This window comes from Streptomyces sp. NPDC102270 (assembly GCF_044766405.1).
In the GTDB taxonomy this organism is placed as follows: Bacteria; Actinomycetota; Actinomycetes; order Streptomycetales; family Streptomycetaceae; genus Streptomyces.
The window spans coordinates 239,019-252,639 of sequence record NZ_JBIWLX010000010.1 but is presented as its reverse complement, the minus strand read 5'-3'; the positions used below and the strand labels follow the sequence as shown (position 1 = coordinate 252,639).

Here is a 13,621-nt window from a genome sequence, read left to right as displayed (position 1 = left end):
GGACTCACGCGTACCCGCGAAGGGCCTTGTGGGCGCCGTAAGCTTCGATGAACCCCTGGACCGCCTCCAGTTCAAAGCCGGACCGCCACTTCGACTTGCTGCCGTCGAGGTAGCGCAGGTCGACCCAGGTGGAGACGGCACGCGACGAATCGGAACTGGCCACTTGCAGCTTCATGCCGGCCAGGTCCTGGAAGACGACGGTCGTCAGCGGCTTGCGTTCGCTGATGTATTCGACGGAGCCGTCCAGCGTAATCACCAGCAGCGGGTCCGGATCGTTCGACGTCCCGCGGAAGAAGCCGGACAGCGCGCCCCGCCTCTTGGTGAACACGCGCCACTCCGGTGGCACGGGACCTTGGCGCGCCTGCCACAGGATCGTTCGTGGATCCGTCATGGCACCTTCGCATAGGTCATGGCCGGTCGGCTCCTCCCGTCCACTTTTCGCCGTCTACTTTTCGACGAAGATGATCTCTTCGGGCTGGTGCGTCATCCTCACGGTGTTGCCGTTGGTGATCTCGATGGCGTGTTGCAGGCCGGTGATCTCCTTGGAGGTCGGCGGCATGTGGAACTTGTCGGCGCCTCCGCCCAGGTAGGAGGGGAGGCAGGCCAGGGACGGGCTTGTGGGGTTGAGGTCCAGGTATTCCTTCAGTCGGCGGAACAGCTTCGGGAGGATGACCGCTCCGTCGTCGGCCGTGAGCGAGGCCATTCCGGTGATCTTCACTCCGGACGGTGTGACGTCCTTGGCCCACACGCCCAGCGGCGGTGCGGACTGACGGGCCTGCTGAGCGGCTGCGGCGAGGACCGTGCGCAGGGAGACGGGAAAGCCGGTGTAGAAGGTCGGGTAGGCCAGGCCGAGCGAGAGCAGGTGGTGGTTTGCGGTCTTCTTCAGCAGGGCGTCGCTGACGTTGATCTCGTAGCCGCTGCACCCGGGCGGGGTTCCGCGGCCGACCAGGGCCACGCAACGGCCGTAGGTGTCGGAGCCTCGGGTGAGGATGAAGCCGGGCACGCTGGTGGGGGTGAGGGTGACGGTCTCGTCCGGCCTGCGGACGATGCTGGTGAAGCCGAGGAACGTCAGCAGTTCGTCCGCGGCCTGGTGGGCTAGGCCGATCGGCTGGTGCTGGTCCGGTCCGTAGTTGCCCCCGTAGTGGGTCTCCAGCGCGTCGATGCCTTCGAGCCGGATGTTGGCGTGGCCGTCGGCGGCGGGCAGGATCGGTTTGCACCCGGGTACGAGCTTCCAATCGGCCACGTTGTCCGGGATGAACGAGATGGTGTCGCCGTCCGGCTTGGCCTTCTCCGACACCTTGAACGAGCCCTTGATGAGCAGCATAGGCATGGCGACTCCCTTAACGGATATCACTCTGTGTATCTGATAATGACACAGAGTGCTTCGCCTGGTGTCGCGTGCAGTCCCCGCGCCCCCCACGCTCGCCGGAGCGCCCGCAGGCAGGGGAATCCCCGGGAGGCGAGGACGGATCTTGCGCCCCGGTGTGACTGGCGTGGCCTCAGGTGGTTCAGGTGCCGTTCCAGCACCGCAGCAGCTGCTGTAACGCGTCGAGGACTTGGTAGGTGCTCAGGCTGTGGTGTGGGCTTTGGGGTCGTGGCGCCTCAGGGCGGTGACGAGGGTGACGTGATGATGCCAGCCGCGCCAGGTGCGCCAGGTGCGGCCTTCGAAGTGGTCCAGGCCGTGTTTGAGCTCGCGGTAGTCGTGGTCGATGCGCCATCACATCTTCGCCCAGTGCACCAGATCGGCGATGGGGGTGGTGGCGGGCAGGTTGCTCATCCAGTAGCCGGTGGGCTCGTCGGCTGCTTCGGGCCGTTCGGCTGCGTTCGCGCCGCCCATCCCGCCCTCTCCCCCTCTCCATGATCAAGGGCTGGCGCGGTCGGGTTCGGAGAAGACGTTTGTTCGGGCGCGATCGGTGCAGACGATGATCTGACACAGCCTTTATACGACGAAGCGGAGAGGCACCATGGGCATCATCGCGTGGATCTTCATCGGCCTGCTCGCCGGCGCCATCGCCAAGGCCCTGATGCCGGGCAAGGACCCCGGCGGCATCATCATCACCATGCTCATCGGGATCGTCGGCGGTCTGCTCGGCGGCTGGCTCGGCAAGGTCATCTTCGGCGTCGACTCCATCGACGGGTTCTTCCACCTCTCCACCTGGATCGCCGCGATCGCCGGCTCCGTCATCCTGCTCGCTCTCTACCGCCTGGTCACCGGCAACCGGCATTCGCACCGCCACGCATGACCCGCTGAAGGCACAACGCCTCGGGACACACCTGGACGGCTCCCTTCCTGTTCGCAGGACGGGAGCCGTCGGCGTGTCTGGCCGGGCCACTCGGTGACCGGCCGCCCGTTGCCGTCATCTGGGGACCACCGCGTCCCGCCCGCCGCGCAAGCAGTCGGCAGTCGCGGAGGGGCTTCCAGGTCTTCGTCCGTGCGAAGGCGTGCTCGACGCGAGCACGGACATGGCTGGATTCTTCCCACGCCCTGCAGTCATTGCGGTTGCCGGGAACCAGCCGGCCGACGGCGACGACCAAGCTGCTGTCCGCGTCCGTCACGATCTGATGATTGGTGGAGTAGCGGTAGTTCTTGGGCCAGCGGGCAACGATCAGAGCGGTGCCCCTGCGGAACCATTGGCGCTGCTTGAGCGTGAGCAGCGGACCAGTCCAGCGGACGATCCGAGGTAGGCAACCACCAGGAGCACGCGGTCTTCCAGCGGCAGCGACCAGGGCCGCCCGGGACGGGACATACCCGCCTCCTCGCGAAGCGAGCATCCTGACCAATGCGTCGAAGGATTGGGGAGAGTCGGCCAGTTACCCGAGTGGGCTTTCTGCGTCCTGGCCGAGCAGGGCCGCAGCCCGTGCCAGGGCCTGCCGCCGGTGCTGCCAGACCTCTTCCAGGCGAGCCCGCGTCTGTGCGGGCTGGTGTCGCAGGAAGGCGTCGCGTTGCGTGACGCCCATACGGCGCAAGCGGCTTTCCGCGTCGCAGCGTTGATCGGCCGCAGCGGCAGCACGCTGCTCCTGCGCCAGCCTCGAGGCGCTCGCTCCCTTCACGGCCTCGGCCTGAAGGCCCTGAATCAGCGCGGCGGGCGTCTTCGCCGCCCGGCCGGCGTCGGCCATGCAGCGCTGCCATCGCCCCAGGGCAGTCCGGTACGAGGGAGCGGTCGCCAAATACCGCTCGAAAAGCTGGTCGACGTCCTGCGGCACGAGCGTGTCCTCGAGCGCGGCCCGCACGGTGCCGTACAGCCGGGCCCGCGCCCGGGCCACGCAGCCGCCCGTGGCGTAGGACCCACTCGCCCCGCTGGGCAGGGTCAGCGCTGCCACCTGTTCGGCGGGGCCGTCGAGTGCGGCCGTGTAGCGGGCCTGGTCTGCGGCGGACAGAGAGCGGACGTACCGGTCCTGGGCGGTGGGGCCGTTGTTCATGCGGTGCAGCGCTGTGGAGATGCCGTAGCCGGGCACGGATCGGGAGCCGATCGACTCGGCCGTGGTGGCCCCGGCCGATGGCTGCGGGCCGGCGCTCGTGACCAGGTAGCTCACTCCCCGGTCGCGCATGCAGCGCTGAGTGAGGATCTGCAAGGCGCCGAAGAGCTGCCAGCGTTGGCGCTGGGCGGTGGCGTCGTTCGTGAGGACGGCAGCGGCCTGACCGAACTCCCGCGCCGACGGCGCCGCCTTGGCAGGTGCGGCCGTTCCCGTTCCGGTGCACGCGGTCGCGGCGACGCAGATCAGGCCCACCGCAAGGACCAGCAGGGCCGGCAGGCGTGTCGGTGTGCGCCCGACGCAGCGGCGCGAGAGTTCTGTCATGGGTGATCGCCCGTCATCCAGTGGCCGGAGAGTGCCCGGTCAGCAGGCCGAGGTCCAGTAGTTGCTGCTGATCGAGTCGTTGAAGCTGGTCGAAGTATCCGGCCAGACGAGGTTCGCGAAGTTGCTGTTGGACCAGCCCTTGGGCAGGCAGGCGGACAGCCCGGTGTAGCCCGTGCCGCTCCACACCTCGACGCCCAGGCCGCTCGTGCCGTGGTTGTAGCCCGAGGAGGCGCAGTCGCTCCATGTCCCGTTCGCGCAGGCGGAGTGGGCGTAGGCGCCCCAGTTGGTGTTGCTGCCCGAGAACTTGCCCGGCCCGCCGCTGTAGCCGGAGTCGACCCAGAAACAGAAGTAGGTGCTCGGGCAGTCCCCGATGGCCTGCGGGGAGAGCGCGGCGGAAGCGGTCCCCTGTACCGCTTGCGGAGCGGCGGCGGCCGGCTTGCCGACGGGGGTGGTGTGGACGGCGGCGAGGGCGTTACCAGGGAGGGCCAGGCCGAGCAGAGCGGCCAGGGCGGTGGCGGCGAGTGCCGCTGCTAAGCGGAAGGATCTCATGCGGTTTCCCTCTTTCTCGGATTTTTCGTACGTGAATTTGCTTTATGCGTTGCCAGCCTGTCGCCCTTGCGTGTACTTACTGCGCCTTTTGAGAGATGGCGGAATTTACTTCCCTGAACGCGTGTGGGCGATTGCAACGCCGGTGAGCGATATTGCCAACTGGGGCTCGAGTTGGCCATCATGTTTCACCGGGATGAAAAGCCCCAGGTACAGAGGGGGAACCAGGTGCTCCGTATTCACTTCACCGACGTGGACCTGGCGAGAACGACGGTCGCCGCGCGGTGCGACCCCCTCTGGGAAGTCGCCATGAGCCTGCACAGGTTCCAGACGCGGGCCGGCCGCTGGGCCTACGCGGACTGGTACCGCGCCACCCGCCTTCGGCTCGGCCAACAGCAACTCGACCGCCTGGTCCGCGAGATCCTGGTGCCGCTCTTTCCGCGTGCCGCCTACTTTCCGGACTTCCTCACGCCACAGACGGGGGTAAACGACTGCCTCGAAGCCGGACTCGATGCTGTCATGATCACGCCATGTAAGCGGGTGCTTGACGAACTCGCTCTCCTCGACCGGATCGTGGGTGCTCCCCCATGGGCGTGGCGACTGGCCGGAACGCGGGAGCGCGGAGAGTTCGTGGAGGCGGTTCGCGTGTATTACGCCGCCGCCGTCGCCCCGGTCACCGATCTGATGCAGACACGTGCGCAGGCTGAACGGTCGGCACGCACCCGTGACCTGCTGGGCGGCGGGGTCCAGGGGATGCTCGCCGGTCTGGGGCCCACCATGCTCTGGAAGCCCCCGGTCCTGACGGTCCACTACCCGGCCGAGGACCGGGACCTCTACCTGAGCGGCCGAGGCCTACGTCTCATTCCGTCCCACTTCTGCTGGCAGAGTCCCGTCGCCCTCGCCGACCCGGAACTGCCGCCGACCCTGGTCTACCCCATGCTGCACGAGCCGGCGGCTCCGACCCCGACCGCCCCGCTGAGCGCCCTGCTCGGGCGCACCCGGGCGACCGTCCTATGGGTCACGGCCGTGGGAGCGGGCGCCACCACCTCCGAGATCGCCCGCGCAGTGGGCATCTCCGCGCCCTCGGCCAGTAAGCACGCGGCGGTCTTGCGAGAGGCCGGACTGCTCGTCAGCAACCGCCATGCCGTGCACGTCCTGCACACGCTCACCCCGGCGGGCGCGTCACTGCTGCGTGCGAGCCGGGGGCGCCATGAAGGGCGCCCCACACAATTGCTGTAAGTGACGTGTGCATTTCCGTCGAATCGAAGGACGCGGCAGGGCTCCGCCGTCGCACAAGGTGGGGTCAGTCGCTTTGTCGGCTATTTGGGAGGCGAAATCGCCGGGATCAGGCGGTCGAGAATTCCCCATGACCCGGCAAAATCGGCGCCATCAACCCCTGCCTCGTGGCCTGGCGACGCGTTCCCCGGTGTTCCCCATGAGCCTGTCGGTGACATTCCTTCGCGGTATGCCCGGAAATTGACCAAGAGCTCATAACGCGATCTTGTTGAAGCGTCCTGGTGGAGCGTGACTGGTGTGATGATTGGGCGGTTGCTGCCGCTGCGGCCTGAGAAAGCTTGGCAACTCCTGCCCTTGGAGCTGGAGTTCGGCTCGGGGCAGGCCTGCCGGCGGCGCCTGGATCGCTGGCAGCGGGCCGGGGTCTTCGACCGGTGCACCGCCTTGCGCTCGCCGAGCTGAATGCAGCCGGCGAACTCGACTGGTCCCGAGCGTGTGTGGACGGCTCCCACATCCGTGCGGCGGGCAGCGGCGGCCTGACACCCGCGACTGGCACCCGCCAACCGACGTAGCCCGGAGGGCTTCATGCACTCAGAGCAGTGTTACCGACGGCCACTAGCCACTCTGGGTGACCGTTCGGGCGCGTATGTTGTGGGCGCGCTCGCCGGGCTGAAGGCTGGGCCCGGCTGGGCTCAGGGTGTGCCGGCACTCGTCGGTGCGGGGCCGCGGCATACAGCGAGGAGGCCCGATGTCGAACGACGGATTCATGGGGGGACCCCCGAACACGTGGACTGGGCGAGAGGTCAACATCACCGTGCCCGCGGGAGTGTTGGGCGACATCAACGAGATGAACAAGGTACTCAAGAACGTGATGACCCAGCTCGGCCACCCATCGTGCCACTCCGGGTTCGACGTGAGGTTCCGGCAGTCGTTGGACTTCGTGGTCTCCCCCAAGGGTGACGTCGCGTCGGCCATCCCCCAGCCGTTCATGGGCTAGACCGACGTGACCGGACTCGGCGTCGGCCTCACCCACGTCCCCGGCGCCGAGCCCATCCTTGAGGCTTGCGCTGACCTGCTGGAGGTCGTCGAGATCGAACCACAGACGCTCTGGCGGTCGCGGCCGGACGGTACTACCGGCTGCGATGAAGAGGCACTGCGCCGTCTCGCCGACCTCCCCGGTGCGCGGCTCCTGCACAGCGTCGGCAATCCGGTCGGTGGCTGCCGACCTGCCGATCCCCGACAGACCGCCCTCGTCGGCGAGCTTGCCGAGCGGCTACAGGCACCCTGGGTCAGCGAACACCTGGCGTTCAACCGAACCGGCCGGGGCAACGCTGGGTTCCGCACGGGCTTCATGCTTCCGCCGCGGCAGACCCCCGAGGGCGTGCGGCGCAGCATCGCCTCAGTGCGGGCCATGGCCGACGCCCTGCCGATGCCGCTCGCCGTCGAGATCGGCGCCAATTACCTGCGACCACGCGCCGACGAGCTATCGGACGGCCGGTTCGTCGCGAGCGTGGCCAAGGGGGCAGGCTCCGGGCTGCTGCTCGACCTGCACAACGTCCTCGCCAACCAGCGCAACGGCCGGGCGTCCGTCGACCGACTACTCGACGAGCTCCCGCTGGATCGGGTCTGGGAGGTCCACCTGGCCGGCGGCTTCGAGCACCGCGGCTACTGGCTGGACTCGCACAGCGGACTGCCCGACGAGGAGTTGCTCGCCTTGGCGGAACGGGTACTGCCCCGGCTACCGGCGCTGCGGGCGGTCCTGTTCGAGGTGATGAGCTCGGCCGTGCCGGACCTCGACCCGCAGGCCGTCCGGGACCTCCTGGTCCGCGTTCGCGAGCAGTGGCGGCCGCCATTGACGGCCGGGCGGCCCCTGATTGCGCCGACGCCCCAGAGCTACCCCTTAGTCGACGGACCAGACTCCGGCCCGGACCCCGAGGAATGGGAGAACGCGCTGGGCTCACTGACGATCGGCCGGGAGGCCGACAGCCCGTTCGCCCAGGAGCTGACGGCTGACCCGGCGATCGCGCTGTTGCGGGAACTGGTCACCGAGTTCCGGGCGAGCGCGCTGGCCGGCACACTCGTGAACACCGTCCGACTTCTGCTGCTCACTCTCGGCGAGACCGGGGTGTGCACCCTGCTGGACGACTACACCCGCTTCCATCCACCGGAGTTGTTTCCCACGGAGGAGGCGGAGGCATTCGCCGCCCACCTGCGGCGGACTCGCCCTCGCGTCCCCTGGCTGACCGACGTATTGGAGCTGGACCTGGGCCTCGTTCGAGTGCAGCTCAACAACGCGCCGCGGACGGTCCACCTCGACACCGACCCGAACGAGCTGCTGAGCGCGCTCGGCGCCGGCAGACTGCCCGATGACCCGAGGCAGGGCAGATTCGTGGTCCGGCTCACGGCCTGAGCTACCGGGGTGGAGCCAGACCGGACGGTGTCCCGCTGGGCGGAGATCGCCGACAGCAGCCGCTGATCCACGCAGCGTCGGCGTTCGCCCCGCCCCGCCCCGACGGATGCGGCGGCATGGCGCACACTCACGGTGCTGCTGAACTACGGCGTGAGGTTCCACAAGAGCTGCTGCGGCGGGCCTGGATACCGCCCCGGATCCTGCGTGACATACGCGAACGGATGACGCACGCGCAGCGGCGAGCCGATCGCGCACGTGCTCGTCCGACGGGACGTGGGGTGAGGGACAGGCCGGGGACCGAACGCTGGACTGTGCGTCGGCGTACTCGCTGATGTGCTCAGGCGCGTACGGATGAACCTGCCCAGGCAGGACGGCGTGTCGCAAGCGGGGCGATGGGGGGCTGCGGTTGACGCTTTGGCTGTGCGGTCGTCGGCCGGATGACCGGCATCAGGAGGTTGAGGCGGATGCTTGTTCTGGGCCGCTCGCAGGTCGAGGCCCTGCTTGACGTGGACTCGCTGATCGATGCCCTGGCTCCGGCGATGGCAGACCTCAGTGCCGGCCGCGCCTCGGTACCCGACCGCGTCGCCGCCCTGGTGCCCGAACGCGATGGATTCCTGGCGGCCATGCCGGGCTTCCTGCCTTCGGCCCGGGTGCTCATGACCAAGCTGGTGTCGCTCTTCCCGCACAACGACGGAGCACGGCTGCCTACCCATCAGGCGCTGATCATGGCGTTCGACCCGGACACCGGCGAGCCCGCTGCTCTGTTGGACGGTACTGCCATCACCGCAGCGCGGACCGGCGCCTGCTCCGCGCTCTCGGTACGACTGCTGGCCCGCGAGGACGCGACGGTGCTGGCAGTCCTGGGCACCGGCGTGCAGGCCCGGTCCCACGCCCGCGCGATCTGCAGGGTCCGCCCGATCCGGCAGATCCGCATCGCCGGCAGGGACCGGGCGAAAGCCGCTGCCCTGGCCGAGGAACTCTCCGCCGTACTGGAAGGCGACGTCCGGGCCGTGTCCAGCTACGCCGAGGCACTCGACGGCGCGGACATCGCCGCCGCGACGACGCATGCCCTCGAACCCGTGATCCGCCGTTCCTGGCTGACACCCGGCGTGCACATCACGTCCGTGGGCTACAACCCGGCCGGCCGCGAGATCGACGACGCCACGGTCGCCGAGGCGCTGGTGTGCGTCGAATCGCGCCAGGCCGTGCTTGCCCCGCTCCCTGCGGGCAGCAATGACCTGCTCCTGCCGATCCGGGACGGCCTCATCACAGCCGATCACGTGCACGCCGAGCTGGGTGAACTCATCGCCGGCAGCAGACCGGGGCGCACCACGCCGGACCAGATCACCCTCTACAAGTCGGTCGGCGTGGCAGCGCAGGACGCCGCGGCCACGGCCCTGGTCCTCGCCTCGGCCCGCGAGCAGTCGATCGGCGAGGAGATCACGCTGCGGTGACGCGACTCCCAGCACACGATCAGGGCGGCAGGATCGGCAACACACGGCCTGACTTGCCCGATGTCATCGATGCCGCCCGCACTCCCGAGGCGACGTCACCGGCAGTCACCGGGCGGGTGAGGTGAAGACCGCAGGGTCGTTGGGCCGGGTGACTCCATAGAGCGGGCCCCTGCTGATCTGCCGCCGTGAGCGTGTCATTCGGGCGGATCACTGTGTGCTCCGAGCTGCTGCCAGCAGCGGTGGACGTGGTGTTCGGCCTCGCGCACGATCGCGTCCCCTGACGTGGTGTGGCCGGGTGCTGTCCCGGAAGACGCGGGCCGGCCGGCGCGGGAGGTGGGGCGTCGGCGCGGCGGGCGACAGGTGCGGGCGGGGTGTCGTCGGCCGCCCTGGTGGATGATTGCCGCCCGGGCGAAAAGGATCATGGTGATGATGGCTGCAGCGGTCACTGTGTCGGCTGCGTGCTGGTCCGACATGCGGGGAGGGGGTCCTTCGTGCGGGTACGGGCAGCGGGATGGCAGGGCCGGTGTCCGTGCGGTACGGCCCTGCCACCTTGTTGTGCGCGTCAGCCGGGCCAGGTTCCGGTCAGACGGCGGGTGGCGGTGGCTCCGCCACGGTCGACGACGGCTTTCACACCGGCGAAGATCGCTCCCTGCAGGACGGCCGCCGACACGACCTCGCGCCAGGTGCGGTGCTCATCGGTGGAGTCGGGGGCGTCTTCCTCATGTCCGAGCTTCTTCCAGACCTGCTTGAACAGTCCGCCGGCCAGGACGCCGCTGAGGGCGCCCATGGCCAGGCCGACCGGCTTGTAGGCGATCTTCGAGGCTTTCATCAGTGCCTCCGGGCGCGGCGGATGAGCAGCAGGGCGATGAGCGCGCCGGCTGCGGCGAACAGCGGGGCCTGGTGGGCGCGGGCCGCCTGGATACTCTGGTCGGCTTTCTCCCGCACCGGTTGCGGGGCCTTGTCCCGGGCCAGCTCGCCGAGGTGCGCGGCCTGGTGGCGTACCTGTTCGGTGGCCGCGGCGGCCTTGGCGCGCACCGGCTCGGGCGTCTTGTCCTGCACCGCGTGGGCCGCGTGCGTGGCCTTGTCCTTCAGCTGGGTCGTGACCTGGGTGGTCTTCGCCGTGACCTGCTGTTTGACAGCCGTGGTCTTCTCCGCCGCGCGGGTCTTGACGTCGGTCTTGGCCGCGAGCGCCTCGACGGTCTCGCCGAGTTCCTCACGGGTCGCCTCGACCTGCTTGCGCAGTTCCTCCGGGGAAGGCGCTGCCTCTCCGCCCGGCTGCGACTTGTCCTGGGTCATCGCTGTGCCCTCTCCTTGATCTCGGCCACGTCGGCCTTGACGCCGTCCACCGCCTGCTCGGGCATGGGCGGGGATGCCTTGCTGACCTGCTGCTTGCCGAGCGCCGCCATCAGCGCGGTGACGGCGGCCAGCACGCCGGTGACGATCAGCGCCGCCAGCCACACATCCATAACGAGCGAGAGTGCGGCGATCACGGTGGCCACCAGGGCCTGGAGGGTGAGCACCCCCATCAGGCCGGCGCCGCCGAACAGGCCGCCGCCCTTGCCGAACCGCTTGCCCTTCTCGGTCATCTCCGCCTGCGCCAGCCGCATCTCGTCGCGGACCAGTTGGGAGAGTTGTTGCGAGGCACGCTGGACCAGTTCGCCCACCGGTTCCTGGGCGCTGCTGCCCGGGCGCGGGGAGCCTTCTGCTGTCATGAGCGCTCACCTTCCTTCATCCCACCGTCTGACCTGCTGCCGAGTACCCCGGCCGCCCCGCATCACCGCCCGTCACCACAGCAGATGTCGGGCACCCCGGACCAGGGCGGCCGCGGCCGGCCCGAGCACTGCAACGGCGGCCAGGTCGGAGGGGTAGTGCGCGCCGCTGTGCACGCGCTGCGCGGCCAGCACCACCGCCATGTCCGGGCGCTCATCAAGATCCTCCTGCGGCATCCACTCCGCCGGGGGGGCGGCGCCGCTGGTACAGGGGCTTGACGACCGAGTCGGACATCACCTGTGCCGTCGTCATGGCCGCCACCCGCTGAAGGCGGCCATCGCTGCGGCTGCCGCCCACCAGAGTTTGGTGTTCGGCCGGTTCCTGCATCGCGGGCGCTGCCCGTCGTAGCCAGCCAGTGCCCCGCCCTGAGGCCGCCAGGCTGCGCTCGATCCCGGCGGTGAGGTGAGGGCCGTGGACAAACCGAGTCCAGTGCCCGCACGAGTAGTGAAGAAACCAGGGAAATCGACCGTGTGTTCCTGCGTTGGCCGGGCACGAGGAGCGACGGAGGTTGATAACTATGGTTCCCCTGCTTCTCGTTCTTCTTCTGGCACTGATCCTCTTCGGCGCGGGCTTCGCGCTGAAGGCACTGTGGTGGATCGCCGTCATCGTCCTGGTCGTCTGGCTGCTGGGCTTCGTGATGCGCTCCGCTGGCACAGGCGGCCGCAAGGGCCGTTGGTATCGCTGGTAACCCCCACCTATCAGCGACATGCCTGTGGGCTCCGGATGGATCCGGAGCCCACAGGCATGTCGCGGATCAGGACATCTCACCAGGCAAACGGTGTAACGACCACCTTCCCGGGAACCGGGCCTCATAGCTGGGGCCCGGTGAAGCAGTGGAACCTGCGCCTCCAAAGCACCGGGCCCCGGCCCCGAATCGGCCTGTCGCCGGCCCCTTCCCCGTGCCGGTCGTCGGCCGTCTCGGGCACGACCGGGTCCAGCGCGTCGTCCGGGGCGGGCCGCAGGGTCCGCCCGTCGGCGGCCCTGGCGCGGTGGCCTTCCCGGCGCGCCAAACCGGTGAGCGCGCCCCTATCCCCCGGCAGCGTCCGCGCCGCCCATCCCGCCCAAGCACCACCGGCACGAGGTACCCCGCCAATGATCGTGCAGGTCAGAACCACACCGAAGGCGATCATGCCGATGCCGATCAGCGCTGAGTCCATCCCCGTGCCGCGCGTAGCCGACAATCCGGGTCAGCTCCGCCGTCACTTTCTCCGCGTGAAGTAACACGCGCAAATAACGGCCAGCGCTACAGCGAACACTCCGATGATCAACTCCGTCGATGCACCGAGTGACGGAGCGATCATCCCTGATTCGGTCATCTTCGCAGGGACCAGATCGCTCAACTGCCGCCCCCCTTCTTCCGCTGCAATCGGAGCACCCAGACTAAGCAGGCAGCAATGATCTTCCCATGGCGATCTTCCCGCTGATCTGACGGTGACCAATCCCCGCACGGGAGCCGTCGTCGGTCGCATGCACTACCTTCGACCACCTCGATCTCGACTACTGGTTGCCGGTGCTCAGTGGCGGTACGCGGCTGTCGCGATCTCGATGAAGGACCGGATCAACGGGTTGGTGTCACCTTCGTTCCACACCGCCACCACTCGACTCGGAGCCATGTCGATCAGCGGTACCACGGCCAACTCCGCGGGCAGGTCGTGTCCGAGCGGGGCCAGGCCGACCGTGCCGTTCCACAGCACGGCCTGCAGGCATTCCTGGACGGCGCGGACCACTGGGCCCTCGCGCGGCCTGCCGCCGTTCCAGTACGACTGCCAGACCGGGTCGGTGCCTTGCGGGAACTGGAACCAGCGGCGGTCGATCAGGTCGGGCAGCCGCAGGCTGTCGTGGCGGGCCAGCGGATCGTCGGCGCGCAGGACCGCACCGACCGGGTCGGTGCGCAGCAGACGCACCGTCAGGGCGGTCTCGTCGAACGGCGCCCGGGTGAGGGCGACGTCGACGAGTCCGGCGCGTAGCCCGCACGTCGGGTCGGTCAGGTCGGTGTCGCGGACGCGGATGTCCATGCCGGGATGGGTTCGGCGGTAGGCGGCTGCCAGCCTTGACACTCCCGGGTCGGTGCCGTCGCCCAGGATGCCGACGGTGATGGTCGCGGCGCCGGCCGCCGCGCTGACGCGTACACGAACGCGGTCGGCATGGTCGAGCAGGGCCCGTGCCTCGTCGAGCAGCACCCTGCCTACCGGAGTGAGCGTGACGCCGGTGGGCGAGCGGGCGAACAGCAAGGCCCCGACATCGGCCTCCAACCGCTTGATCGCCCGGCTCAGCGGCGGCTGGCTCATGTGCAGTCGAGCAGCGGCCCGGCCGAAGTGGAGTTCCTCGGCGACCGCCACGAAATAGCGCAAGGTCCGTACTTCCCCGCTGCAACGATACCTATGAGGTATCGGCGCTGCGGAATGGGTCT

The 13,621-nt window shown here is 68.9% G+C and carries 15 protein-coding genes and 2 pseudogenes; 6 read left to right on the top strand and 11 right to left on the bottom strand.

All coding sequences use genetic code 11. The annotated features are described in order from the left end of the window. Positions 1-4: 4 nt before the first annotated feature. From ACIRP7_RS22870 to ACIRP7_RS22860, 3 genes and pseudogenes are all read right to left on the bottom strand, one after another. Positions 5-391, bottom strand: a complete 387-nt coding sequence (locus tag ACIRP7_RS22870; protein ID WP_403662432.1) for a hypothetical protein — start codon at positions 389-391, stop codon at positions 5-7. Between the two features lie 54 nt (positions 392-445). Continuing rightward, the gene (locus ACIRP7_RS22865) at positions 446-1,330 is read right to left on the bottom strand and encodes a nuclease (RefSeq protein WP_403662429.1); all 885 of its coding nucleotides are present in this window, start codon (positions 1,328-1,330) and stop codon (positions 446-448) included. Positions 1,331-1,567: 237 nt separating this feature from the next. Continuing rightward, positions 1,568-1,816: pseudogene (locus ACIRP7_RS22860) on the bottom strand (IS701 family transposase); the annotation flags it as partial. Between the two features lie 148 nt (positions 1,817-1,964). Between ACIRP7_RS22860 and ACIRP7_RS22855 the strand changes: the two are divergent. Beyond that, the gene (locus ACIRP7_RS22855; protein WP_403662426.1) at positions 1,965-2,243 is read left to right on the top strand and encodes a GlsB/YeaQ/YmgE family stress response membrane protein; all 279 of its coding nucleotides are present in this window, start codon (positions 1,965-1,967) and stop codon (positions 2,241-2,243) included. Between the two features lie 151 nt (positions 2,244-2,394). On the opposite strand, the pseudogene ACIRP7_RS22850 reads toward ACIRP7_RS22855, so the two are convergent. From ACIRP7_RS22850 to ACIRP7_RS22840, 3 genes and pseudogenes are all read right to left on the bottom strand, one after another. Continuing rightward, positions 2,395-2,811: pseudogene (locus tag ACIRP7_RS22850) on the bottom strand (IS5/IS1182 family transposase); the annotation flags it as partial. Next, complete coding sequence (locus tag ACIRP7_RS22845; RefSeq protein WP_403662423.1) at positions 2,812-3,798, bottom strand: hypothetical protein; 987 nt, start codon at positions 3,796-3,798, stop codon at positions 2,812-2,814. 39 nt (positions 3,799-3,837) lie between these two features. Then, the gene (locus ACIRP7_RS22840) at positions 3,838-4,347 is read right to left on the bottom strand and encodes a peptidase inhibitor family I36 protein (RefSeq protein WP_403662420.1); all 510 of its coding nucleotides are present in this window, start codon (positions 4,345-4,347) and stop codon (positions 3,838-3,840) included. Positions 4,348-4,572: 225 nt separating this feature from the next. On the opposite strand from ACIRP7_RS22840, the gene ACIRP7_RS22835 reads away from it, so the two are divergent. The 4 genes from ACIRP7_RS22835 (at position 4,573) to ACIRP7_RS22820 (ending at position 9,441) form a co-directional block, all read left to right on the top strand. After that, entirely contained in the window at positions 4,573-5,583 is a 1,011-nt protein-coding gene (locus ACIRP7_RS22835) for an ArsR/SmtB family transcription factor (protein WP_403662417.1), read from the top strand. 742 nt (positions 5,584-6,325) lie between these two features. Continuing rightward, positions 6,326-6,574 (top strand): hypothetical protein, encoded by a 249-nt coding sequence (locus ACIRP7_RS22830; RefSeq protein WP_403662414.1) that lies wholly within the window; start codon positions 6,326-6,328, stop codon positions 6,572-6,574. A gap of 6 nt (positions 6,575-6,580) precedes the next feature. Then, the gene (locus ACIRP7_RS22825; RefSeq protein WP_403662410.1) at positions 6,581-7,987 is read left to right on the top strand and encodes a DUF692 family multinuclear iron-containing protein; all 1,407 of its coding nucleotides are present in this window, start codon (positions 6,581-6,583) and stop codon (positions 7,985-7,987) included. A 464-nt stretch (positions 7,988-8,451) separates the two neighbouring features. After that, entirely contained in the window at positions 8,452-9,441 is a 990-nt protein-coding gene (locus tag ACIRP7_RS22820; RefSeq protein ID WP_403662407.1) for an ornithine cyclodeaminase family protein, read from the top strand. A 562-nt stretch (positions 9,442-10,003) separates the two neighbouring features. On the opposite strand, the gene ACIRP7_RS22815 is transcribed toward ACIRP7_RS22820, so the two are convergent. From ACIRP7_RS22815 to ACIRP7_RS22800, 4 genes are all read right to left on the bottom strand, one after another. Next, entirely contained in the window at positions 10,004-10,270 is a 267-nt protein-coding gene (locus ACIRP7_RS22815; protein WP_352385670.1) for a DUF4235 domain-containing protein, read from the bottom strand. Then, positions 10,270-10,737: a DUF3618 domain-containing protein gene (locus ACIRP7_RS22810; protein ID WP_403662404.1), complete on the bottom strand. Its 468-nt coding sequence runs from the start codon at positions 10,735-10,737 to the stop codon at positions 10,270-10,272. The genes ACIRP7_RS22815 and ACIRP7_RS22810 overlap by 1 nt, the downstream gene beginning before the upstream one ends. Beyond that, entirely contained in the window at positions 10,734-11,153 is a 420-nt protein-coding gene (locus tag ACIRP7_RS22805) for a phage holin family protein (RefSeq protein WP_403662401.1), read from the bottom strand. The genes ACIRP7_RS22810 and ACIRP7_RS22805 overlap by 4 nt, the downstream gene beginning before the upstream one ends. 72 nt (positions 11,154-11,225) lie before the next feature. Next, on the bottom strand, positions 11,226-11,387 hold the full coding sequence (locus ACIRP7_RS22800; protein ID WP_403662398.1) for a hypothetical protein: 162 nt from the start codon (positions 11,385-11,387) through the stop codon (positions 11,226-11,228). Between the two features lie 341 nt (positions 11,388-11,728). Here ACIRP7_RS22800 and ACIRP7_RS22795 point away from each other — a divergent pair, with 341 nt between their 5' ends. Next, the gene (locus tag ACIRP7_RS22795; protein WP_020131495.1) at positions 11,729-11,899 is read left to right on the top strand and encodes a hypothetical protein; all 171 of its coding nucleotides are present in this window, start codon (positions 11,729-11,731) and stop codon (positions 11,897-11,899) included. An 826-nt stretch (positions 11,900-12,725) separates the two neighbouring features. On the opposite strand, the gene ACIRP7_RS22790 is transcribed toward ACIRP7_RS22795, so the two are convergent. Next, the gene (locus tag ACIRP7_RS22790; protein ID WP_403662393.1) at positions 12,726-13,562 is read right to left on the bottom strand and encodes a LysR family transcriptional regulator; all 837 of its coding nucleotides are present in this window, start codon (positions 13,560-13,562) and stop codon (positions 12,726-12,728) included. Between the last annotated feature and the right edge of the window lie 59 nt (positions 13,563-13,621).

Excerpts from the sequence above, each read along its gene's own strand:
- ACIRP7_RS22870 (WP_403662432.1), bottom strand. The coding sequence starts at position 391 with ATGACGGATCCACGAACGATCCTGTGGCAGGCGCGCCAAGGTCCCGTG.
- ACIRP7_RS22865 (WP_403662429.1), bottom strand. The coding sequence starts at position 1,330 with ATGCCTATGCTGCTCATCAAGGGCTCGTTCAAGGTGTCGGAGAAGGCC.
- ACIRP7_RS22855 (WP_403662426.1), top strand. The coding sequence starts at position 1,965 with ATGGGCATCATCGCGTGGATCTTCATCGGCCTGCTCGCCGGCGCCATC.
- ACIRP7_RS22845 (WP_403662423.1), bottom strand. The coding sequence starts at position 3,798 with ATGACAGAACTCTCGCGCCGCTGCGTCGGGCGCACACCGACACGCCTG.
- ACIRP7_RS22840 (WP_403662420.1), bottom strand. The coding sequence starts at position 4,347 with ATGAGATCCTTCCGCTTAGCAGCGGCACTCGCCGCCACCGCCCTGGCC.
- ACIRP7_RS22830 (WP_403662414.1), top strand. The coding sequence starts at position 6,326 with ATGTCGAACGACGGATTCATGGGGGGACCCCCGAACACGTGGACTGGG.
- ACIRP7_RS22820 (WP_403662407.1), top strand. The coding sequence starts at position 8,452 with ATGCTTGTTCTGGGCCGCTCGCAGGTCGAGGCCCTGCTTGACGTGGAC.
- ACIRP7_RS22815 (WP_352385670.1), bottom strand. The coding sequence starts at position 10,270 with ATGAAAGCCTCGAAGATCGCCTACAAGCCGGTCGGCCTGGCCATGGGC.
- ACIRP7_RS22810 (WP_403662404.1), bottom strand. The coding sequence starts at position 10,737 with ATGACCCAGGACAAGTCGCAGCCGGGCGGAGAGGCAGCGCCTTCCCCG.
- ACIRP7_RS22805 (WP_403662401.1), bottom strand. The coding sequence starts at position 11,153 with ATGACAGCAGAAGGCTCCCCGCGCCCGGGCAGCAGCGCCCAGGAACCG.
- ACIRP7_RS22800 (WP_403662398.1), bottom strand. The coding sequence starts at position 11,387 with ATGCCGCAGGAGGATCTTGATGAGCGCCCGGACATGGCGGTGGTGCTG.
- ACIRP7_RS22795 (WP_020131495.1), top strand. The coding sequence starts at position 11,729 with ATGGTTCCCCTGCTTCTCGTTCTTCTTCTGGCACTGATCCTCTTCGGC.